The following is a 21,076-nucleotide window of genomic DNA, read 5'->3' on the forward strand; positions in this document are numbered from 1 at the left end:
ACACCAACCAATTAAACGTAAGACCCGGACAAATTTCAATTCGCCATTTCAAAGATCATAAGGGAGGCTTTGCAATGCCGCAAAAAGACGCTTTTAACGTACGCAAGCAGTTGACGGTAGGCGGTAAATCTTACTACTATTACAGCCTGCAGGATCTTCAGCAGCAATTCGCCGGAATTTCCAAACTGCCTTTCTCCATTAAAGTTCTGCTTGAAGCCGCGATCCGCCAATACGACGGCCGCGCCATCACGGACGAACACGTGAAGCAAATCGCAACTTGGGGCGACGAGAACGCCGACCACAATAAAGAAATTCCATTCATTCCTGCCCGTATCGTCCTGCAGGACTTTACCGGCGTACCGGTCGTAGTTGACCTCGCGGCAATGAGAGACACCGTTGCACGCGCAGGCGGAGACCCTAAACGCATTAACCCGCTCGTACCGGTTGACCTTGTAATCGACCACTCCGTTATGGTCGACGCTTTCGGTAACGGTATGGCGCTTGAAACCAATATGGAGCTCGAATTCGAGCGTAACGAAGAGCGTTACCGCTTCCTGCGCTGGGCGCAAACCGCATTCGATAACTTCCGTGCAGTACCGCCGGCTACCGGTATCGTTCACCAGGTAAACCTGGAGTATCTCGCTTCCGTTGCGGCTACCAAAACCGTAGACGGTGAAACGACCGTATATCCGGATTCCCTGGTAGGTACAGACTCCCACACCACCATGATCAACGGTCTCGGTATCGTAGGCTGGGGCGTAGGCGGTATCGAAGCCGAAGCCGGTATGCTCGGACAGCCGCTTTACTTCGTAACGCCGGAAGTTATCGGTTTTAAATTGACCGGACGTCTTGCGGAAGGCGCAACGGCGACCGACCTTGCCCTTACCGTTACTCAAACTCTTCGCAAGAAGGGCGTTGTCGGCAAGTTTGTCGAGTTCTTCGGTCCCGGCCTTGACGATCTCGTCCTGTCGGACCGTGCAACGGTTGCCAACATGGCTCCTGAGTACGGCGCAACCGTAGGTTTCTTCCCGGTTGACCACAGCACGCTGGAATACCTGAGAAACACAGGCCGCAGCGAAGAGCAGATCGCTCTCGTTGAAGCTTACTATAAAGCGCAAGGCATGTTCCGTACGAAAGACTCGGAAGAGCCGATCTACTCCGATGTAATTGAAATCGACCTTTCCACCGTTGTACCGAGCCTTGCAGGTCCTAAACGTCCTCAAGACCGCGTCGAGCTGACGGCGATGAAAGAATCTTTCAACGACATCCTGCGTACGCCTGTAGACAAAGGCGGATACGGCCTGTCCGACGAGAAAATCGCCGAAGAAGTCGAAGTGAAATACGCGGACGGCAGAACAGCCAAAATGAGCACGGGTGCCGTTGTAATTGCAGCGATTACAAGCTGTACAAATACTTCCAACCCGAACGTTATGCTCGGTGCGGGCCTTCTCGCGAAGAAAGCCGTAGAGCGCGGTCTGAAAACGCCGGCTTACGTGAAAACTTCCCTGACTCCGGGTTCCCTGGTCGTTACCGACTATCTGGAGAAAGCCAACCTGCTTAAACCGCTTGAAGAGCTCGGCTTCTTCGTGGCGGGTTACGGCTGCGCAACTTGTATCGGTAACTCCGGTCCGCTTCCGGACGAAGTGAGCCAAGCCGTTGCCGACAACGACATGACGGTCGCTGCCGTTCTGTCCGGTAACCGTAACTTCGAAGGCCGCGTTCACGCACAGGTTAAAGCGAACTACCTCGCTTCCCCGCCGCTGGTTGTCGCTTACGCGCTGGCAGGCAACGTGAACATCGACCTGACGAAAGATCCGATCGGCTACGGCACGAACAACGAGCCTGTCTACCTGAAAGACATCTGGCCGACCAACAAAGAAATCGAGGAAGCTGTCGCGACAGCCGTTACGGCCGAAGCTTTCCGCGAGAAATATAAAGACGTGTTCCGTGCCAACGAGCGCTGGAACCAAATCGCGGTACCGGAAGGCGAGCTGTACGAGTGGGACAAAAACTCCACTTACATTCAAGAGCCTCCGTTCTTCCAAAACCTTGGCCAGTCCCTGGACGATATCAAAGACGTCCGCGGCGCCAAAACGCTTGCGCTTCTTGCTGACTCCGTTACGACGGACCACATCTCTCCTGCCGGTAACATCAAGGTAGACAGCCCTGCGGGCAAATACCTGATCGAGCATGGCGTGGACAAAAAAGACTTTAACTCCTACGGTTCCCGCCGTGGTAACCACGAAGTCATGATGCGCGGTACGTTCGCGAACATCCGCATCCGTAACCAAGTGGCTCCGGGCACCGAGGGCGGCGTAACGACTTACCTGCCGACCGGCGAAGTGATGTCCATTTACGACGCTTCGATGAACTATCAGGATAAAAATACTTCCCTCGTTGTTATTGCGGGTAAAGAGTACGGAACCGGAAGCTCCCGTGACTGGGCGGCTAAAGGTACGCTTCTGCTCGGCGTCAAAGCCGTTATCGCAGAAAGCTTCGAGCGTATTCACCGCAGCAACCTGGTAGGTATGGGCGTACTTCCGCTCCAATTCCTGGAAGGTCAAGGCTGGAAAACGCTTGGTCTGACCGGCCGCGAAACGATCGAGATTTCCGGCTTGTCTAACGATGTGCAGCCAGGTGAGCAAGTAACCGTAACGGCTACCCGTGAAGACGGCACGTCGTTCGAATTCAAAGCTATCGTTCGTCTGGACAGCATGGTGGACGTGGATTACTACCGTAACGGCGGTATCCTGCAAACCGTACTCCGTCAAATGATGTACTAAAAACCAACGCTTACTATAAGCATGTAATAAAAGAGAGCCCGTCACGGGCTCTCTTTTTTCTGTTAAATTGGCTGATTCTTTTCCTATAAAGCTCGTGCGGCACTAAAAAGAAGAGCATGCCTGGAGCACTTACTGCTTGCTTCCTGACCCTTTTACGAGCTTAATAATCAGGGACCTTACTATCTCTCGCGCTTCCCTTCTCGTTCTTCCTAGCCCAGTGGACAAGCTGCTGCAGCGGTTAACGGCGCACGCGGTCTTCGTACCAGTTCTCCCGAACAGTTGGGGCAGACGTGCTCCCTCTCTTCCGTACATTTTTTGCAGAATGTGCATTCATGCACGCAAATATAAGCTTCCGAATGAGCGTCAAGCGCGTGTTCGCAAATTTGGCAATCCGTTTTCATGGCAAGTCCCATATCCCTATCCCCTTTAAATACGAATGTGATCCTCAATGCGATGATCTAACTTAAGTGTATAAAAGAAAAGCCGGCGCATACAGGCATCTTCTAAACCTTTAGGGAGGGAGAGAGCTTATAAATTTTAGTAAACGGTCTTGCAAAACTTAAATTTTAAAATCAGGCTCCGGCGTTCGTAGGAGCCGCTTTGTATGGCATAGAAAAGACGGCCCTTCCTTCCCTAGGAATGCCGTCTTCGTTACTTTTCCCTTGCTCCCGTTAACCAGGTTATTCGCTGCTGCAATGAGTGACTCATGGACGAGCCCCGTTCTTTCTTGAATGCGTGGCTCCGGGCCGGACATTCGTCTACCAGCTTTCAGCCTTAAGTCGAACCCGGTAATCCGCCTGTGCAGTCTTTGCTGTCCCGGCCGGCATCCGGGTTATTTTCCTCATCCGGGTACCACGGATTCAGATGTACAAGCACCTCATCCACTTCGGGATGTTTGGCCCGGATCGCTTCCTTGATCTTGCGCCCTATATCATGCCCCTGCTGAATGGTTAACGTTCCCATGATACCGATCCGTGCATCCACGAGTATGTAGTGGCCGTGTTCGCGGGCACGCAGCCGGTCGATGCGTTTGACGTCGGGAAACGACTCGATGATTTCCTTATACTGCTGCAGCTTGGCGTCCTCGACGTTCGTTTCCATTAGAATATTGACGGCTTCCATCCCCATCGTATAAGCGAGCTTGATGACGAGAAAAGAGACGATAATTCCGGCTGCCGGATCCCCGTAGGCCAAGAAAGGAATAGCTAAGTAATCCCCGGCCAGGGCCAGCGCGATCCCCGCAGAAGCGGCAATGGAAGCATACACGTCAGCCAGATGATCGTAAGCCGTGGCAATAAGGCCTTTGCTGTTCGCGGCCCTGCCCAGCCTCATCGTATATACGTACAGCCATTGTTTCCAGCCCAGGGAAATAACCGCCGCGATCAGAGCGAGGACATGAGCTTCGCCCGGCGGCTCTAAAAGCGCCATAACCGCATGATACCCCATGTAGATCGCCGCGGCGCCCAACAGAAGCGCGACGGCCCCCGAGCCGATCACCTCCGCTTTGCCGTGTCCGTAAGGATGATCGTGATCGGCCGGACGATTGGAAATCCGCATGGAGCTGTAGGCCGTTGCCGTTGCAATCACGTCTCCGGCATTATGTATTCCGTCAGCAATCAGAACCTGGCTGCCGGATAGGTAGCCGACGACCAGCTTAATGCCCGTTAGGACGACATTGCTAATCAGGCTGATCCAGATCGCAATCATCGACTTGCGCTGTTCCATCAACCCGTCTCCTTCCGTATGTTCCGATCTAGTATTGCCCCCGAGATGGGATAAAATGCCTGAATGCGTCTTTCTCTGCCGAATATATGGGAAAAAAGGCCGGGCGGAAAAGCGGGACTCTCCTGCCTTTCCCTTCCCGTACGGGCGAGCGAAGGCCAGCTGGCACGGGCTCAGCTGGCCTTATCTATTTGTTACGCCGCCGCGGCGGGTTTGAAACAGCGGGCCGGCCGCAGGCCTTACCCGCTCCCGGACAGCGGCCTTCCGGCCGAAGAACGCTACCGGCAGTCAGTTCTCGGGCAGTTCTACGGCTGTTCTACGGCTGTTTCAGATGTTTTCAGATGTTTTCCTCTGATTTCAGCTGCTTTCGGTTCTGCTTTCGGTCCTGCTTTCGGTTCTTCCTTCAGTAGTCCCCCGACCGTTCTCGGGCACTCATCTCTGAGCTTCTCCGGTAATCCCGGCCATCCTGTTCCGGATTGCCTCGTATCGGATTGCCTCGCACGCCCATACAACCGCCATGCCGCGCTATCTCAGCATGGTGCCCATCCGCCGGGCCGCCTCCATCACGACCGGAGCCTGCTCCAGCATGGCCTCCAGCGTGAGCCGGTTGGACGGCCCCGACACCGCCAGCGCGGCCACGAGCTTGCCCGCGCGGTTGAACACCGGAGCGGCCAGCGCCGCCGCTCCCGGTTCGCGCTCCTCGACGCTGGTGGCGTAGCCCGCCTTCCGCGTCTCGTGAAGCTGCTGCAGGAACGGTTCCCGCAGGATGCCCGCAAGCTCGGCCTCCAGCATCGCCTGTTCCTGCACCTCCGCCTCGCCGAAGGCGAGAAGGACCTTGCTCGATGCCCCGACGAACAGGGGCATTCTCGCACCGACCGGCGCGACCCGTCGGATCGCGTGGTTGCTCTGTACGGCCTGGACGCGTACGCGTTCCCGGCCGTCGCGCACGTACAGCGAGATCGTCTCGTTCACCTGATCGCGCAGGCGTTCCATCTCCGGCAACAGGATCATGCCGGGGTCGTCGCTCTGGGACATGTGCGCGGCAAGCTCCCAGATGCTGAAGCCGAGCCTGTACTTGTCTCCGTCGGATTCCCGCACAAGGAATCCCTTCGCCTCTAGAGACGCAAGGAGACGGTAAACCGTGCTTTTATGCAAAGAGACTTTCGATGAAATCTCCGTTAACGTCAGTTCGGTTGCGTCGGTATAACACAGGAGTACATCCAGTGCCCGTTCCACGGCGCGGACGGTCGATTTTGCTTCCTCCATCGGGTTTCACCACCGCCTATTTTTGTTTCACATAGTGAAACTCTGTTTCTTTTATTATACTTGATGAACCCTCGAAAGGCAAAGGAAAAAACCGTCCGAAACCCTTGTATTACAGCGAGATTACAAGACAATTAACATTGTGTTGCACATATTGACGAAGTGTGTAAGTTGACATAATATAAGAGTACCACGAGGTCCTTTTCAGAATATTTAGTTAATTATAAACCTTCTAATTTTCAGGTTCCTACTAACTAAATTCTCCTACAAAGACCCATTCTCCAAAGGAGGGAACCTTATATGAGCATGAATCCCATTAATTCGACTCCCCTTCAACCCGCACCGCTGGAACATATTCCGGTTAAATCGATTTCACGACGCAAGAAGGTTATCCTGCTTTCTCTTCTCTGCTTCTTCGTGCTCTGTTCCAGTCTGATCCTCGGCTTCCACGGTTTTATCGCCTGGACGCTGGCCCGGCCTACCATTGCGCCGTTAAGCTCGAACCCTGTGAAAGCGGCCGGTCTGCCCTATCAGAACGTTACGTTCCCCAGCTCGAACGGCAGCAGTACCTTGAGCGGCTGGTACATTCCGACGGCCCAGGCTTCCTCCCAGACGGTTATTTTCTCGCACGGGTACGGCGGCAACCGCGAAGAACTGTGGGTTCCCATCTATTCTCTTGCCAAAAAGCTTCATGACAGCGGATACAACGTGCTGATGTTCGATTACGGCTACGTCCATCCCGAAAATGACCGGATCGTTACGGCCGGTATCCAGGAATCCAAAGAACTTCTTGGGGCCGTTAATTATATTAAAGAAAAAGGCTCCGAGCGCGTCTATGTATGGGGCTTCTCCATGGGAGCGGGCACAGCCCTCCAGGCCGCCCTGCAAACCAAAAATATCGACGGCATGATTCTGGACAGCACATTCCTGCTCAATCCCGATACGCTTTATCATAATATGAAACAGTATGTAAATATTCCTAAATTCCCGTCGCTCCCTCTTGTCCGTGTATTTTTCCCGCTTCTGAACGGGGTCAACATGAATCAGATTCCGTATCAGGCCGTCACGACCCATGAATATCCGATGCCGATTTACTTCATTCACGGCGATGAGGATGAACGGGCTCCACACGATATAGCCGAAGGAGTTTATAAAAATCAGCACAATGTGTTCACCAACTACTGGATGCTCCCTACGGGCAAACATGAACTGATCTACTCCGCGAAACCCGACGAATACATCACCCGTACCTTCGGGTTCCTGAAAACAATCTCCCGTCCCCAGCTTTCGGAATCGGGTTTTGTTGAAATGTAAGTAGAATAGGCCAATCCCTCCCTTGAATATGGATAGGAATAACGTTGATTCCGGGGAGGTTAGTCCTGATGCTTTCGGTCTACGGCAGCTTGATGCCGCTTAGGATCTTAGAAGAAATCCGTTTCTGGAAAACCCAAGAGAAGGAACACACCGTCGTTATCCGCGAACTGGTCCCTACGCTGGAGCCCGCCTATGTGCAGGCGCTCAAGGACTGGGAGGAAGTTTTCGCCAAGACGGAGGCGGCTGCCGTACAGTGGGTGGAATGGGCGATCCGCACTCAAAATCCCAACGATCCCTTCCTTCAGCAGCAGCTGCGGCAGCTGATCGATGTCTCCACCAAGCAGTCGGTTCAATTCATCGAATTTTTGCAGATTGTTGAAAAAGAAAGCAAACCCGTCAGCTCGAATCCCGTTGTCAAAATCGTCATCGAGCACATTATCCGCGAGTCGGAGTATTTCCTCGGCACGCTCAAGGGGCTTGAAACCGCCCAGAAGAGCAGTCCTTACGGAACGGGGAGCTGGGGCTTCGGCGTGCCCGGCCAATGGCCGCCGGGCGGACCTCCCGGCCTTGGCGGCTACGCAGGCCAAGCCGGTGACGGGCCGGGCGCTTTCGGAGCACCCGGGAGCTCGGGATTTCCCGGGGCACCGGGAGGATGGGGCTCGCCCGGTTATTACGGACCGGGCGGCGTAATCGTGCCCGGTACGGGCTTCGGCGGCGGGCCGGGCTATAACCTTGGCGGCTCCGGCTCGCCAAGCACATCCATCAGCGGCGCCGGCAGCTCGCTGAATGGTGTCAGCACGCCGCCGGTCGGCGGAGGAGCCGGGACCGGTCCTGGGCAGTACGGGCTCTACGGCGTCCCCGTCCCCGGTCACGATTCGGACGGTCCCGCAACCGGAGGATTACCGGGTTATTCCTCCGGCAGTCCGGGCTTCCCCGTCCCGCAGACGGGCGTAGGCCCCGGACCCGGAACGAACGTGCCTCCCGGCTTCGGCGTCGGGGCGCCCGGTCCTCCGGCGAGCTACACGCCGGGACCGTCCGCTTATCCCGGCGCGGGGATCGGACCTGTCGGGCCGGGTGGCCCCTGGGACACCCGCACGGAGGGCGACCGTCCGCCCCTAAGCGATCTGGCGGCGCAGAGCGGCGCAGCGCCGCCTACGGCCCATACGGCGGGGCAGGGACAGACCGCTCCGGCTCTGGCGCCTTACAAGCCCGTACCCATAGGCGGGCATAAGCTTCCTCCACTGCCGTACGCTTACAACGCTCTGGAGCCTCATATCGACGAGGCGACCATGCGCGAGCATCACGACAAGCATCACAAAACCTATGTCGATGATCTCAACAAGGCCGAGCAGATGCTTGCGAAAGCCCGCGACAGCGGAGACTTCGATCTCGTCAAGCATTGGGAGCGGGAACTGGCCTTCAACGGTGCGGGCCATTACCTGCACACGATTTTCTGGAACATCATGAAACCGAACGGCGGAGGGAAGGCTTACGGTCCGATTGCCGCTGAAATCAACAAATCGTTCGGCAGCTTCGACCGGTTCAAGAAGCAGTTCACCGAAGCCGCCAAGAAAGTGGAGGGCGGCGGATGGGCTATTCTGGTTTGGAGCCCGCGCAGCCACCGGCTTGAAATTTTGCAGGCGGAAAAACACCAGAATCTGTCCCAATGGGACGTCATTCCACTCCTGGTACTTGACGTGTGGGAGCACGCTTATTACCTCAAACATAAAAGCAATCGTGCCAAATACATCGAAGACTGGTGGAAAGTCGTTAACTGGGATCATGTTAACGAACGATTCGAGCCCGCCAGCAAGCTTACCTGGCTTCCTTATTAAGGGGCGAAAACGGAAAAAACAAAACGTCCCCGGCTGCTTTCCGGCAGTTGGGACGTTTTGTTTGAGTTCATGAGCAAGGTAAGGCTAACCCGAAACCAGCCGCCGCTTTCCTTCGCTGACGGTTTATTCCGCCACAACCCACTTCGTATCTATTGCCTCGAAATCCCGGTTCCACTCGGGCGGATGTTCCGTATCGCAAATAACCGCGTGGATCTCCTTTAAATCCGATACTTTGTAGAAGTGCGTCTTGCCGTTCTTCGTATGGTCCATCAGCGCGACCGTCTGGGCCGCATGTTCCATAAACTTCCGGACAAGAAGCCCACGCTCGGCATCGTAGCTCGTTAACCCGCTTTGCGGATGGAGCCCGTCGACGGCTACGAACGCTTTGTCCACGTAGAAGGATTCCATCATGCTTTCGGCTACCGAGCCCGATGCACGGTAATGCTTCGCATTGATTTTGCCCCCGATAAAATAAATGTCCCCGGAGAACATCTCTTTGTTCTTGTATTCGATAAGCAGAGACAAGGCAGGCACCGACGGCGTCAGAACGGTCAGATTCCGTGTATTCGCCAAGTAATTGATCATCTGCAGAGTCGTCGTTCCGTCGTCGATGACGATCACGTCGTTATCGCGCACCATTGCGGCGGCTGCCCGTCCGATCCGCTTCTTCTCCTCCGCTTTCGTGACTTCCCGGTTAAAAGGGGAGGGTTCTTCCCTCATGAGGTCAAACTTGACCGCCCCGCCGTACACGCGCTTGAGCTTGTTTTCCTGCTCCAGCTCCTCCAGATAGCGCCGGATCGTTTCCGAGGAAACTTCGAAATGTTCCACCAGTTCGTGTGTCCGGACTTTATTGTGAAGATTGAGTAAGTGGAGGATGTGTTCCTTGCGTTCTTCCCCTACTAGAGACACATGCCCGCCTCCGTTCTTTCGGTTCTGTGATAGCTTCCGGATTCATTATACCCAACCTTGCGGGAGGGCGACAGCCTTTTATGGATACGGCAATCATTATGAGTTCGGGAGCGGTAAACCATTATACAATCAGCCGTTTGAATGATCGGCCGTTTCATTTTTTTATCTTCGTTCTGTATCGTCGCACAAAATCAACTGCGCAGCCGCGCGGAAAGATACCGGCTACGTTCACGCCCGGACCGGTTCCCGTTCCATCAACACTTCCGTGTCCTGATGGACGCGAATGCCCCGCTTCTCCAGCTCGGCGAAGACCGCCTGCGGCTCGAAAGCTTCTTCCGGCGTCAGGATACCCGCGCCGTTAACCCGCCCTTCGGCGATCATAGCGGCCGCAATGGCCATGGGAATGCCAACGTTCCGGGTGTAGGCGCGAAGCCCTTCCCAGCCCGGCACGGTGCCGTCGGAGGCCGGATGCGTATGCGTTAGCGTCAGCCGCATCGGCACGCCGTCTTTGACACCGGTGACTTCGATATGCAGCGCGTAACCGTACAACTCCGTCTCCGAGCCTTCGCGGGAGCGGTACAAATATTCGCTGATACAGTCCATGATGCCGATTTCCGTACCGTTGACCCGGATCTTGTCGTTGCGCATAAACCCGTACTCATAGAGAGCCTTGACGAGTCTCATATTCGGCTGCGGCCAAGTACCGCGGACTTCGATCAGACGGACCTCTTTCTCCGCCAGAGCCTTCGCCAGCGTTTTCGTTTCGGCATGCGGGATGATATATTGAACCGAATTGCCGTAAGGCTCGGGGAGCCGGATTTCACGGGGACGCGCAAACGGCGGAACCTGAATGAACTGCCCGTTTTCGTACACGACGCGGCCCGGAAGGTTCGGATCGTACTCATAGGTCGTCGTTTCCGTAATGGACCTCGAAAAAGCGATCGGCCGGTAAGAGCCGTGGCTGACACGGACGGTATCCACCGTATCGAGCTGCGAGGCGGCGTGCATCGCCATCATCTGGGTTACGCCCGGGGTCATGCCGAAGCCGGGTACGCAGGTTTTGCCGTGCCGCTCGAACAGAGCCGCCGAAGCGTCTTCGTCCCCGAAGCCGTTCAGATTGATGCCGTGGCAGCCGGCTTCCGCTATGCACGCCGTAGACAATCCGTTAAGCGTAATCGCCGTACCGTCCATGACGATATCGTAGCCCCGCATCTGCGCGACGGTCGCTTCTTTGTCATAGACGTTCACTTTGATGAAATCCACGCGCGGATCGTTTAGTTCCCGCACGATCTTGCGCCCTTCTTCTTCGTTAAAATCGGCGACCGTAATTTGCTCGAAAGCGGAATACCGGACAAGATCCAGTATCGCTTCCCTGCAGATCCGGCCCGCTCCGCCCAGACAAAATGCTTTCATGATGCTGTCCTCCCCGGCAAGTGATCATTCCGACTGTAAAAGCTTTGTCCGCTGTTGACCCGGATATTGATTCGGGTCTTGATGCGGGTTTCGATTCGGGTCTTGATTTCTGTTCCGATCCGGAATATGATCCCGGTTTCGGTCCGGGCTTTATCCCGTTCGCTTTAAATCCCGCGCCCTCCCGACTCAGTTCGGGGCTTCAGCTGCCTTTTCAACAGTGCTTCCGGTGACGCCCGCTATCGTGCTTACAAGCCGCCGCATGTCGGCCGGATGAATATCGCCGATCGAGCCGATGCGGAAAGTCTGGACGGCGGATATTTTACCCGGATAAATGACGAACCCGCTCTTTTTCAATTCCTCGTAAAAAGCAAGGAACGTAAAGCCGGGCGATCCCGGATAGTAAAAAGAAGTGATGAAGGGAGACTGTACGGACGGGTCCAGCAGCGGCCGGAAGCCGATCGCTGCCATCCCCTCGGCGAGTATCCGCTGGTTCTCGGTGAAACGCTGGTGGCGGGCTTTAATGCCGCCCTCGTCCTCCAGCTCTTTCAGCGCCTCGTGAAAAGCTCTCACCACATGTGTGGGAGAAGTGAATCTCCACTTGCCCGACTGCTGTTCCATCGTATTCCACTGGTCATACAGATCCAGGGACAGAGACCTTGCCTGCCCTTCGCAGCGCTTCAATTCCTCCGTGCGCGCCAGTACGAAGCCGAAGCCCGGAACGCCCTGAATGCACTTGTTGGCGCTGCTGATCAGGAAATCGATGTTCAGCTCGCTCATGTCCATTTCAATGCCGCCGAACGAACTCATGGCATCCACGATAAAGGTTTTGCCGTATTTCTTCGCCGTGGCGCCGACTTCGGCTATCGGGTTAAGCATGCCCGTCGTCGTTTCCGAATGAACGACCGCCACATGGGTAACCGCCTCATCGCGCCGCAGCAGTTCCTCCAGCTCACCGGGACTGACCGGGCTGAGCTCTCCCGAATCGAGAACGGCCGTCTCAATGCCGAGCACGCGTGCCATCTGGACGATACGGTCTCCGTAAGCCCCGTTCGTCAGCACCGCCAGCTTGCCTCCCGGCGGGATAACGGAGCCGATGACGGACTCCACGCAGAACGTTCCGCTGCCCTGCATGAGCACGCAGGTGTAGCCTTCCGCACGCCCTGCCCCCAAAGTGACGAGGCGGGCGCGGATATCCTGGACCAGTCCGTTGTAATCCCGGTCCCAGGTGCACCAGTCCCGCAGCATGGCCGCCTTGACCCGCTTCGTGGTCGTAAGCGGTCCCGGCGTCAGCAGCAGGTATTCGTTGTCCGGCATCGCCGAGTACATGGTGTCCGTCTGTACCATTTCCGCTTCCTCCTTACGCATGACGCACACCTTCCGGCCCGGCAGAGGCAGCCGCTCCCGCAGATACGCCTGCGCTGGCCTTCAAGCGCGCTTCAATCAATTCCAGCACCTCATCCAGTTTGCCTACGGATTCAATCACATAGTGGGCTCCCGCTTCATAAAACCTCTCGCGCACTTCCTCGCATCTGCGCTTCAATTCCTCCGGCGGGCAGGCCGATACCTCCGCTTCGCTCATACCGAGCTCACTGCTCCCGAGCACAACCCCGACCGTCCAGACTCCCGCGTTCAAGCCTTCCCGGATGTCGCTCAAGGTATCTCCGACTTTCACGACATGATGAAGCGGGTAAACTCCGAGACGGATGCAGTTTTCGTAGATCATCCAGGGATACGGACGGCCCGCAGGCATCTCCGTAGGCGTCACGAGCACATCGGGACGGTAGCCTTTTTTGCCGGCTTCCTCCACCACGATGTCCATCATTTCTTCGGTATACCCGGTTGTGGACCCGATTTTGATCCCCCGTCCACGCAGTCTTTCCATGAGTTCCAGCACACCCGGAACCGGTTCGCAGTGATTGCGCAGCGAGGCGAACAGGAGCGGCTCGAAATCCGCATACAAGGTATCCACGTCGCGGTCGCCGGGGCGGCTGCCGAATTTCTGTTCCCAGAGGTCCGCCACGCGAGGCATTTTCGTAATCTCACGGATGTGATCCCATTTAAGGAGCCCCATCGGTCCGCGTGCTTCCTCCTGCGTAATTTCTATGCCTTTGCGGCGGAAAATTTCTATAAATACGTTCATGGGAGCAAAGCAGCCGTAATCGACGGTCGTGCCTGCCCAGTCCATAATGACGGCTTTTATCATGTCGAATCTCCTCCTGATAACGGGCCGTTGCGGCTTATACGCCGGTCCGGCTCCGCCTACGGTTTGATGAAGTAAGGGCGTTTATACTCTATCGGGTTAACGGTCAAGCCCGTTAAAAAATTATTTCCGCTGCCAGGCGGAAGCCCGGTTCCGCATCACTTTCGTAAGCTGCTCATAGCCGATCCTCACGACAATGTTGGTCAGCAGAATGAGGACGGACATGGCGGCGGCCGGGGCGGTATCCCCCGCATCGTCCATATTGACAACGGCAACCGAAGCCAGCTTGAAATCGGCGGAGTACAGAAACACGACTGCCGACACGGTTACCATGGAATTCACAAAGTAATAAACGAACATTTCCAGAACGGCCGGCAGGGACATGGGAACCGTTACCCGTGCGAATGTCCGGTAGAACGGAACACGCATCGATTCCGAAACCGTCTCGAATTCCTTATCGAGTTTCTTGAGCGAGGCTGTCGCCGTAATAAAAGGAACGGCATAGAAATGCACGATGTTGGCCAGAACGACGATCCAGATGGTGCCGTAGATCCCGTTCAACGGATTGTCCGGCCGGTTGAAGAAGAAAATAAAAGCAAGCCCGATTACCATTCCCGGCAGCGCGAGCGGCAGAATCGACAGGAAATAAGCAAACTGCCGCAGAGCGTGCCAGTGGCGCACTTTTTCAATAAGATAAGCGAAAACGAACGTAACCACCGTACCTAGCAAAGCGGTATAGAGAGCCGCCTGCATGCTGTTCCAGAAAGGAGCCAGACCCTCGCCGGCCACGGATGTGAAGTCGAAATGATTCCACGTAAACGACAAATCATAGGGCCACACCTTAATCACGGAAGCGAAAATTACGGCGCCCAGCAGGAGCAGGATGGCGCCCCCGGTCAAGCTGCAAATCACGTAAAACACGGCGTTGCGCCAGCTTCCTTTCTGAACCTGATAGGGAACCGATTTGGAGGAAACGAGCGCCTTCTGCCTGCGTTCCACGAAACGGTCCACCGCAAAAGCCAGAATAGCCGGCAGTGTAAGCAGGATGCCTACGGCCGCGCCCATCGTCATGTTCTGCTGGCCGATCACCTGCTTGTAAATATCCGTCGCAAGCACATTGTAGTTGCCTCCGACGATTTTCGGGGCGCCGAAATCCGTAAAGCTCATCGTAAAGCAGACGAACAGAGCGCTGATGACGCCGTATTTCACGCTTGGCAGCGTTACGCTCAGAAATGTTCTCCACTTCCCCGCCCCAAGCGTATCAGCCGCTTCGTACAACCGGTTGTCGGTTACCGCCAGCGACACGAGCATGATCATCATCGCCTGAGGAAAGGTGTAAGCCACTTCCGCCAGTACGATTCCCACAGGACCGTACAGGCCGATATCCAGCCCGGCGGGCAGAAGACCGAACAAACCGGTCGTCACCAGCCCCTGGTTGCCGAACAAATAAATAAGACCGATCCCGTGCATCATCGTCGGGGCAAAAAGAGGGAGCAGCGCAATATAGCGGAAAAGCGTCCTGCCTTTGATATCCGTACGGGTCAGCGCATACGCATACAAGAACGCGAGGCTGACAGAGATGACTGTAGTGAGTAAAGACACGTTCAAGGTATGGAGCAGGGAACGGAGAAGGGCCGGTGTCGTGAAATACACGACAAAGTTTTCCAGACCCGCGAACTGCCCCGTCTTATCGTAAAACGCTTTGGAAAACAACCCGATCAGGGGCAGCAGCACCGTAAAGGCCAGCACCGCGATCATGAGGGCGATAAGAGCCTGCTGTATCCGCTCCTCTTTGCCGTGCCGGCGCCTGATCCTTCCTCCCGTTCCCGTAAGACTGGAACGAAGGTCTCTGGCGGCGTCCTGCACCCTGCGTACGATCATCATGACAAGGACTCCTTTCTCTTACTTCGCCGCGGCCTGGGTCTCGAACGCGATAAGCCGTTCTTCCGGCAGGCGGAGCGACAGCTTCTTATTCTTCTCGAGGCCCAGCTGCTGGTAATGCTGGGCGGACACGTGAATCGTCATCGCGCGTCCGAGCGGCTCCCCGCCGCTGTCCAATACGTCCAGCATGACGTGATAGAAAGGTCCGCGGAATTCGATGCCGCGGACGACGGCCGGTATGCCGCCGCGCGAACCGGGCTCTTCGGCGCCGATATGCTCGGGCCGGACCGCCATCATGCCGGCGCCGCGCACGCCCCTTCCCTGGAGCTCGGCTCCGTCCAGGAAGTTGATCGCGCCGATGAAATCGGCTACGAACGGCGAAGCCGGCCGTTCGTAAACCTCTCTCGGCGTGCCGATCTGTGCGACCTCCGCATTGTTCATCACCACAATGCGGTCCGCCATCGTCAGCGCCTCCTCCTGGTCGTGCGTCACCATGATGGTCGTGACGCCGATCTTCTCCTGCAGCGCGCGGATTTCTCCGCGCAGCTTATGCCGCACCTTGGCGTCCAGCGCCGACAGCGGCTCATCCAGCAGCAGGAAGTCCGGGGACAGCGCGACGGCGCGCGCCAACGCGATACGCTGCTGCTGGCCTCCCGAGAGCTGGGACGGGTACTTATCCCTCATCTGCCAGAGGTCCACCAGGTCCAGCGATTCTCTCAATTTCTCGGTGATATCGCGTTTGCCGAGCCTCCGGCTCTTTAGGCCGAATGCGATGTTCTGCGCTGCCGTCATGTTCGGGAACAAAGCATACGACTGGAACACCATGCCGAAATTCCGCTGAGCCGGAGGAAGAGCCGTGATGTCTTTTCCTCCTGCCGATATCGCACCCGTGTCCGGGTGCTCCAGCCCGGCAATGATGCGGAGCAGCGTCGTTTTGCCGCAGCCGCTGGGTCCGAGCAGACAGACGAATTCATTTTTGCGGACATCCAGGGAGATGCTGTCCAAGGCCGTGAAAGAACCGAATGTCTTGCGGATCCCCCGGATCGATAAGTGAGCCTGATTCATGTGTTCCTCTCCTTCCGGCTGCCGGCTTAACGGTTCTGACTTGTTGCCGCAAGCGGGATTACCGCTATATTTTAGGATTTGGGCTCGCTCTTGGCGTTGTAGCGTTTTTCCCACTCTTTCAAAATGCTGTCTCTATTCTTCGCCGCATCGTTCAGGTCGTATTTGATGAGCTGGCTGAGCGGGTCTTTGGAGTAGCCTTCCGGAATCGTGCCGGAGCCGTCGTTCACACTGATGATCGCATAGTTCTTGTTGTAGGCTTTCATCGCCTCGTCGCTGATCGCCCAGTCCAGGAATGCCTTCGCTTCGGGCTTAATCGCCGCTTTCTTCATCAAGGCGTTCGCTTCCACATCCCAGCCGGAGCCTTCCTGAGGGAATACAACCTCAACCGGCGCGCCTTTCTTCTTCTCCTGAATGCCGCGGTAACCGAACGAGATGCCGATCGGGTATTCTCCGGCAGCCGCCATCTTGGCCGGCTTGGAACCGGAGTGCGTGTAGACGGCGATATTGTCATGAAGTTTGTCCATGAACTCCCAGGACGGACCTTTGCCGTAGAGCTGCTGCCAGCCCGTTACATCGAAAAATCCCGTTCCCGAGGAAGCCGGGTTAGGCATCACGATCATGCCTTTGTATTCGGGCTTGATCAGTTCCTGATAAGTCTTCGGAACCGGAAGCTTCTTCTTCTCGAGTTCCTTGGTGTTGACGATAAAAGCCGTTTCCCACGCGTCGATGCCTACCCATTTTGCCGGAGAGCCGGTGCTCTTGAACATCGGGGAGACACGTTCGATCCCTTTGGGCGAGTAGTCCTCCACCATGCCGTTCTGATCGAGCACAAGCAGGCTTGTCGCCGCTACGCCCCAGACGACGTCCGCTTGCGGGTTATCCTTCTCGGCCAGCAGCTTGGCCGTAATGATGCCCGTCGAATCCCGGACGATATTTACCTTTACATCCGGGTTCGTTTTTTTGAACGATTCGAGGTAAGCTTTAATTTGATCGTCTTCAAGTGCGGTGTATACCGTCAGGTCGCCTTTCAGGGCAGCGTTTTGGGAAGTGCCCTCATTGCCGCCCGCTTTTTCCGGGGGGGTGGTCGCGGCGCCCGCTTCGCTGCCGCTTTTTCCGCAGCCTGCCAGAAGGGAAATCGCCATAAGAAGAGTCAGGCAAAGTGAAGCTGTTTTTTTCATGACCGTCGTTCATCCTCTCGAATGTGTAAAATGGGTTAAGCTGCGTAATGGATTCGTTTCTCTTACAGTTGCTATAGTAAAGAAGTTTTGTAAACCCACGATTAAATACAAGTAAAGATTGTGTGTTTAATTTTTTTTAATTGTTTTTAGTTGGTATTTGTTCGTATATGCACAACAAAAAAAGACAGCCTTCTACGGCTGCCTTTCTTGTCTTCTTGCTCTTCGGTTGGTTTGCTAGTTGGCTGGCTTGCTCCCGAATTACTTAATCAGCGACAAAAACTCCGCCCGCAAAGCGGAATCCGTCCGGAACGAGCCGCGTACGGCCGACGTGACGGTTTTACTGCCGGGCTTCTTCACGCCGCGGGAGCACATGCACAGATGCTCGCCTTCCACGACGACCATAACGCCGTGCGGCTCCAGCACCTCGTCCAGTGTGTTGGCGATCTGCGAAGTAATCCGCTCCTGCACCTGCAATTTGCGGGTGATGGCTTCGACCAGACGGGCGAATTTGCTTAGGCCCGCAATCTTGCCGCTCGGAATATAGCCCACGTGGATTTTGCCGAAAAACGGCGCCATATGATGCTCGCACTGGCTGTAATACACGATGTCCTTGATGATGACGAGTTCCTCGTGCTGCTCATCGAAGGTTACCCCGAGCACGTCGAGGAAATCCGCCTCGTATCCGGCGAAAATCTCCTCGTACATGCGGGTTACACGCGCCGGAGTATCCAGCAGTCCCTCGCGTTCCGGGTTCTCGCCGATCAGGCGCAGAATCTCCCGGATATGCCCTTCAATCTGTTCGCGGTTATCCGCGACCTTCGTGTTTTTGTATTCTTTAGCCGGCATGTTGCTCTCCTTCCGATCCGTTCCCTATGATATGATTCACCAGCTTGCCGCCGTATTGCAGCGCGAAACTGCTGCGGTGCGCTTTGCCGAGAAGCATACCGCCCTGCAGCAGTGCGGTCAGCGCAACAGCCGTTTCCCTGGCTTTCATGCCACGAAGGTTGATCCCTTGATTAGCCGCCCCTTCCTGCAGGCAGGCTTCGATTCTATTCTCTATGTCTTCGAGAAAATCCACCAGCAAGCGCCGCAGTTCTTCGTACCGTTCCCCCAGTTCAAGAACCAGGTTGCCGATATAGCAGCCCCTGCGGCAGTCATGCTCTTCCGCTGCGGCCTGCATGAGGCGGAACAGCCGTCCCAGTCTCTCCTTCGGCTCGAGCGTCCGGTTGTCCAGCGACGGCCCGAATATCTGCTCCTCCATCAGCGCAATCTTCTGCTGAATGACTTGCCGGCCAAGCTCTTCCTTGCTCTTAAAATGGTAATAAAAGTTACTTTTCACTACGCCGCACTGGGAGAGAATTTCTTCCAGGCCCGTAGCCTGAAAGCCTTGCTCGTGAAAAAGCTCCATGGCAGCAGCGATAATTTTGTCTTTGTTGCTGGGCATAAGCCAACCACCTCTGGATAATACTGGTCCGTTCTATTCAAAGGGCCGAGCAGCCTGTGAGACAGGACTCCCGGCCGCTTTTCATTCGGATTTTTTATTTGGATCTTGCATTTTTATTCGGCTTTTTGGTAGTCAGGTTCTGGTTCTTCATCATGGTCTGCACTTTGTTCATCTGCTGCTTGTTCATGTTGTAGCCCATCTGCTTAGCCATTTTCTGGATCATTTCCGGATTGTTCTGCATCGATTCGAGCTGTTTACGGAGATAGAACACCCCGATAAAAAAGCCTCCGACCAGTCCCGCGATCAAGGTCAGAATCGGAATGATAATTTGCCACATCCTGCTTTTCCCCCTGCGTTCAAAGATTGTTTTCAGACAAACCCATCATAGCATTATAAAGCCGAAAATCCAAGCATCTCAGGCCAACACGTGTTCGATAAAAAGCGTCGTGTGTTTCGCCAGATCCATTTCCTTCACATCGTACTCTTTGCCGCCGTCCTGTTTGATGATGCGGACCACCGGACGGCCCGGCAGGCCCCGGTGCTGGCCGACCACAACACCCGTTTCGCGGGTGGACAGACGCACGGAAATACCCGTCGGATAAACCGATACGGTGCGCAGGAAGTGAATCAGGACTTCCCGGTCCAGTTTCGTGCCCGCCATAGCCATCATGTGTTCGATCGCCACATGGGGGAGCAGCCCCGTGTCCAGGCCGCTGCCGTGGAGCAGATTGTCGTAGGTATTGGCCGCACTGACGATTTTCGCGTACAGATGAATCTGCTCTCCAAGAAGCCTGCGCGGCTTACCGAGCCCATCAGGCGTTTCGTGGTGCTGGAACGCGACATGCGCGATAAGCAGACTGTATTCCCGCTTGGCTTTAAGCAGTTCGAAGCCTCTCCACGTATGATTAAGCCGCTCGTCCTTGCCTTCGTCGTCCGTAATCCCGTCCAGCTTGCCTACGTCGTGAAGCAGCGCTCCGATAGCCAGCTCTTTCAGCTGCTGCGGATTCAGATTCATATTCATTCCGATCAGCGTAGAAATCATACAGACGTTGAGCGCATGGAGGTACATGTCATTGTCTTTCGTGCGGATATCCGTGAGTTGGATCAGAACGTCTTTGTTTTTTAAAATTTCTTCCAACAGTGTATCCACGTTTTTGCTCATGTGGCGTGTGTTGAAGTCTTTACCGGACCGGATGGAATCGAATGTATCCAGCATTTGCCGGATGACGATCCGCTTCGTTTCCTCGCTGACGACCTCCGGAATTTCGATGTCGTCCGTTTGCGGGTCCTGGATATAGAGCATGGATACCCCGATGCGCCTTAACGTATTAATCATATAGACGGTAAGCTGAACCCCCTCGGCCAGCATGACCGCCCCGGACGCCGTAAAGATTGTCTTTCCCAGATATTGTCCCGGTTCTATGGAATCAATAGGAACATATTTCATGCTTTCCACTCCCGATTCTTCGATGTATGCCGGACATCCGCCGGCGACCAGCCCTCAAGCTCAAGCAGGCTCGTCTTGACGGGAAGTCCGCCCCCGTATCCTACCAGTTGCCCGCCTGCGCCGATTATGCGGTGGCACGGGATGACGATCGGTACCGGGTTGCGGTTGTTGGCCCCGCCGACCGCCCTGACCGCTTGAGGCGATCCGATGGCGGCGGCGATGTCTTTATAGGAAGCGGTAGCTCCGTACGGAACGGACAGCAGCGCCGTCCAGACCCGGAGCTGGAACTCCGTCCCCCGCAGATCGAATGCGAGGTCGAACGAGCGTCGCTGTCCGCTGAAATACTCCTCAAGCTGTTCACGGATTTCCCGGAGTCCTCCGGGACTCGGAACAACGGTGCCGCCCGGAATCCAGCGGTCCTTCCATTGTTCCAGCTTGCGGACGGCTTCCGGCTCACTCCCGAATTCGATCGCGCAGAGTCCCGTCTCCGTCCTGGCGAGAAGCAGAGGGCCGATTGGGGAATCCAGCGTATCGGTTTCTATAAGAACAGGTTCCCCTGTCGTCGCGACCGTTCTCCTGCTGTTGTTGTCCATCCCGCATCCCTCCGCTTGTGGTAGTTGGC

Annotated in this window: 18 protein-coding genes; 3 read left to right on the forward strand and 15 right to left on the reverse strand. The window is 55.7% G+C overall.

Going from position 1 to position 21,076, the window contains the following annotated elements:
• The first annotated feature begins 74 nt into the window (after positions 1–74).
• Complete coding sequence (acnA, locus tag AC58P5_RS20645; protein WP_497389886.1) at positions 75–2,783, forward strand: aconitate hydratase AcnA; 2,709 nt, start codon at positions 75–77, stop codon at positions 2,781–2,783.
• Between the two features lie 209 nt (positions 2,784–2,992).
• On the opposite strand, the gene AC58P5_RS20650 is transcribed toward acnA, so the two are convergent.
• The 3 genes from AC58P5_RS20650 to AC58P5_RS20660 all read right to left on the reverse strand — a co-directional run bounded on the left by AC58P5_RS20650 (position 2,993) and on the right by AC58P5_RS20660 (position 5,771).
• Positions 2,993–3,196: a DUF1272 domain-containing protein gene (locus AC58P5_RS20650; RefSeq protein ID WP_497389888.1), complete on the reverse strand. Its 204-nt coding sequence runs from the start codon at positions 3,194–3,196 to the stop codon at positions 2,993–2,995.
• 361 nt (positions 3,197–3,557) lie between these two features.
• Entirely contained in the window at positions 3,558–4,508 is a 951-nt protein-coding gene (locus tag AC58P5_RS20655) for a cation diffusion facilitator family transporter (RefSeq protein ID WP_497389890.1), read from the reverse strand.
• 522 nt (positions 4,509–5,030) lie between these two features.
• Complete coding sequence (locus tag AC58P5_RS20660) at positions 5,031–5,771, reverse strand: IclR family transcriptional regulator (protein WP_497389892.1); 741 nt, start codon at positions 5,769–5,771, stop codon at positions 5,031–5,033.
• A 297-nt stretch (positions 5,772–6,068) separates the two neighbouring features.
• Here AC58P5_RS20660 and AC58P5_RS20665 point away from each other — a divergent pair, with 297 nt between their 5' ends.
• Positions 6,069–7,082, forward strand: coding sequence for an alpha/beta hydrolase (locus tag AC58P5_RS20665; protein WP_497389894.1), 1,014 nt, complete (start codon positions 6,069–6,071; stop codon positions 7,080–7,082).
• 68 nt (positions 7,083–7,150) lie between these two features.
• Positions 7,151–8,917 (forward strand): Fe-Mn family superoxide dismutase, encoded by a 1,767-nt coding sequence (locus tag AC58P5_RS20670; protein WP_497389896.1) that lies wholly within the window; start codon positions 7,151–7,153, stop codon positions 8,915–8,917.
• A gap of 123 nt (positions 8,918–9,040) precedes the next feature.
• Here the strand turns inward: AC58P5_RS20670 and AC58P5_RS20675 are convergent, their stop codons facing one another.
• From AC58P5_RS20675 to AC58P5_RS20730, 12 genes are all read right to left on the reverse strand, one after another.
• Positions 9,041–9,826: a DeoR/GlpR family DNA-binding transcription regulator gene (locus AC58P5_RS20675; protein ID WP_497389898.1), complete on the reverse strand. Its 786-nt coding sequence runs from the start codon at positions 9,824–9,826 to the stop codon at positions 9,041–9,043.
• 228 nt (positions 9,827–10,054) lie between these two features.
• Positions 10,055–11,239, reverse strand: a complete 1,185-nt coding sequence (locus AC58P5_RS20680; protein WP_497389900.1) for a saccharopine dehydrogenase family protein — start codon at positions 11,237–11,239, stop codon at positions 10,055–10,057.
• 186 nt (positions 11,240–11,425) lie between these two features.
• On the reverse strand, positions 11,426–12,553 hold the full coding sequence (gene phnW, locus AC58P5_RS20685) for a 2-aminoethylphosphonate--pyruvate transaminase (RefSeq protein ID WP_497390405.1): 1,128 nt from the start codon (positions 12,551–12,553) through the stop codon (positions 11,426–11,428).
• Positions 12,554–12,596: 43 nt separating this feature from the next.
• Positions 12,597–13,442 carry a phosphonoacetaldehyde hydrolase gene (gene phnX / locus AC58P5_RS20690; RefSeq protein WP_497389902.1) on the reverse strand — a complete coding sequence of 282 codons (846 nt, stop codon included), beginning with the start codon at positions 13,440–13,442 and terminating at the stop codon, positions 12,597–12,599.
• Between the two features lie 120 nt (positions 13,443–13,562).
• The gene (locus tag AC58P5_RS20695; protein WP_497389904.1) at positions 13,563–15,323 is read right to left on the reverse strand and encodes a putative 2-aminoethylphosphonate ABC transporter permease subunit; all 1,761 of its coding nucleotides are present in this window, start codon (positions 15,321–15,323) and stop codon (positions 13,563–13,565) included.
• 18 nt (positions 15,324–15,341) lie between these two features.
• Positions 15,342–16,385 (reverse strand): putative 2-aminoethylphosphonate ABC transporter ATP-binding protein, encoded by a 1,044-nt coding sequence (locus AC58P5_RS20700; protein WP_497389906.1) that lies wholly within the window; start codon positions 16,383–16,385, stop codon positions 15,342–15,344.
• Positions 16,386–16,456: 71 nt separating this feature from the next.
• Entirely contained in the window at positions 16,457–17,563 is a 1,107-nt protein-coding gene (locus AC58P5_RS20705) for a putative 2-aminoethylphosphonate ABC transporter substrate-binding protein (RefSeq protein WP_497389908.1), read from the reverse strand.
• 258 nt (positions 17,564–17,821) lie between these two features.
• Positions 17,822–18,409 (reverse strand): GTP cyclohydrolase I FolE, encoded by a 588-nt coding sequence (folE, locus tag AC58P5_RS20710; protein WP_497389910.1) that lies wholly within the window; start codon positions 18,407–18,409, stop codon positions 17,822–17,824.
• Positions 18,399–19,007, reverse strand: coding sequence for a TetR/AcrR family transcriptional regulator (locus tag AC58P5_RS20715; RefSeq protein WP_497389912.1), 609 nt, complete (start codon positions 19,005–19,007; stop codon positions 18,399–18,401). Before AC58P5_RS20715 ends, folE begins: the two co-directional genes overlap by 11 nt.
• Before the next feature lie 94 nt (positions 19,008–19,101).
• Positions 19,102–19,344 (reverse strand): YneF family protein, encoded by a 243-nt coding sequence (locus AC58P5_RS20720; RefSeq protein ID WP_497389914.1) that lies wholly within the window; start codon positions 19,342–19,344, stop codon positions 19,102–19,104.
• Positions 19,345–19,422: 78 nt separating this feature from the next.
• Positions 19,423–20,454 (reverse strand): HD-GYP domain-containing protein, encoded by a 1,032-nt coding sequence (locus AC58P5_RS20725; RefSeq protein WP_497389916.1) that lies wholly within the window; start codon positions 20,452–20,454, stop codon positions 19,423–19,425.
• Positions 20,451–21,047: a methylated-DNA--[protein]-cysteine S-methyltransferase gene (locus AC58P5_RS20730; RefSeq protein ID WP_497389918.1), complete on the reverse strand. Its 597-nt coding sequence runs from the start codon at positions 21,045–21,047 to the stop codon at positions 20,451–20,453. The genes AC58P5_RS20725 and AC58P5_RS20730 overlap by 4 nt, the downstream gene beginning before the upstream one ends.
• Between the last annotated feature and the right edge of the window lie 29 nt (positions 21,048–21,076).

It is taken from the genome of Paenibacillus sp. JT31N7 (genome assembly GCF_059692095.1).

What these genes read in the sequence shown, in the direction of transcription:
- AC58P5_RS20660 (WP_497389892.1), bottom strand. Translation starts at nt 5,771, where the DNA reads ATGGAGGAAGCAAAATCGACCGTCCGCGCCGTGGAACGGGCACTGGAT.
- AC58P5_RS20725 (WP_497389916.1), bottom strand. Translation starts at nt 20,454, where the DNA reads ATGAAATATGTTCCTATTGATTCCATAGAACCGGGACAATATCTGGGA.
- AC58P5_RS20695 (WP_497389904.1), bottom strand. Translation starts at nt 15,323, where the DNA reads ATGATGATCGTACGCAGGGTGCAGGACGCCGCCAGAGACCTTCGTTCC.
- AC58P5_RS20680 (WP_497389900.1), bottom strand. Translation starts at nt 11,239, where the DNA reads ATGAAAGCATTTTGTCTGGGCGGAGCGGGCCGGATCTGCAGGGAAGCG.
- AC58P5_RS20700 (WP_497389906.1), bottom strand. Translation starts at nt 16,385, where the DNA reads ATGAATCAGGCTCACTTATCGATCCGGGGGATCCGCAAGACATTCGGT.
- phnW (WP_497390405.1), bottom strand. Translation starts at nt 12,553, where the DNA reads ATGCCGGACAACGAATACCTGCTGCTGACGCCGGGACCGCTTACGACC.
- phnX (WP_497389902.1), bottom strand. Translation starts at nt 13,442, where the DNA reads ATGATAAAAGCCGTCATTATGGACTGGGCAGGCACGACCGTCGATTAC.
- folE (WP_497389910.1), bottom strand. Translation starts at nt 18,409, where the DNA reads ATGCCGGCTAAAGAATACAAAAACACGAAGGTCGCGGATAACCGCGAA.
- AC58P5_RS20655 (WP_497389890.1), bottom strand. Translation starts at nt 4,508, where the DNA reads ATGGAACAGCGCAAGTCGATGATTGCGATCTGGATCAGCCTGATTAGC.
- AC58P5_RS20720 (WP_497389914.1), bottom strand. Translation starts at nt 19,344, where the DNA reads ATGTGGCAAATTATCATTCCGATTCTGACCTTGATCGCGGGACTGGTC.
- AC58P5_RS20705 (WP_497389908.1), bottom strand. Translation starts at nt 17,563, where the DNA reads ATGAAAAAAACAGCTTCACTTTGCCTGACTCTTCTTATGGCGATTTCC.
- AC58P5_RS20670 (WP_497389896.1), top strand. Translation starts at nt 7,151, where the DNA reads ATGCTTTCGGTCTACGGCAGCTTGATGCCGCTTAGGATCTTAGAAGAA.
- AC58P5_RS20650 (WP_497389888.1), bottom strand. Translation starts at nt 3,196, where the DNA reads ATGGGACTTGCCATGAAAACGGATTGCCAAATTTGCGAACACGCGCTT.
- AC58P5_RS20730 (WP_497389918.1), bottom strand. Translation starts at nt 21,047, where the DNA reads ATGGACAACAACAGCAGGAGAACGGTCGCGACGACAGGGGAACCTGTT.
- AC58P5_RS20715 (WP_497389912.1), bottom strand. Translation starts at nt 19,007, where the DNA reads ATGCCCAGCAACAAAGACAAAATTATCGCTGCTGCCATGGAGCTTTTT.
- acnA (WP_497389886.1), top strand. Translation starts at nt 75, where the DNA reads ATGCCGCAAAAAGACGCTTTTAACGTACGCAAGCAGTTGACGGTAGGC.
- AC58P5_RS20665 (WP_497389894.1), top strand. Translation starts at nt 6,069, where the DNA reads ATGAGCATGAATCCCATTAATTCGACTCCCCTTCAACCCGCACCGCTG.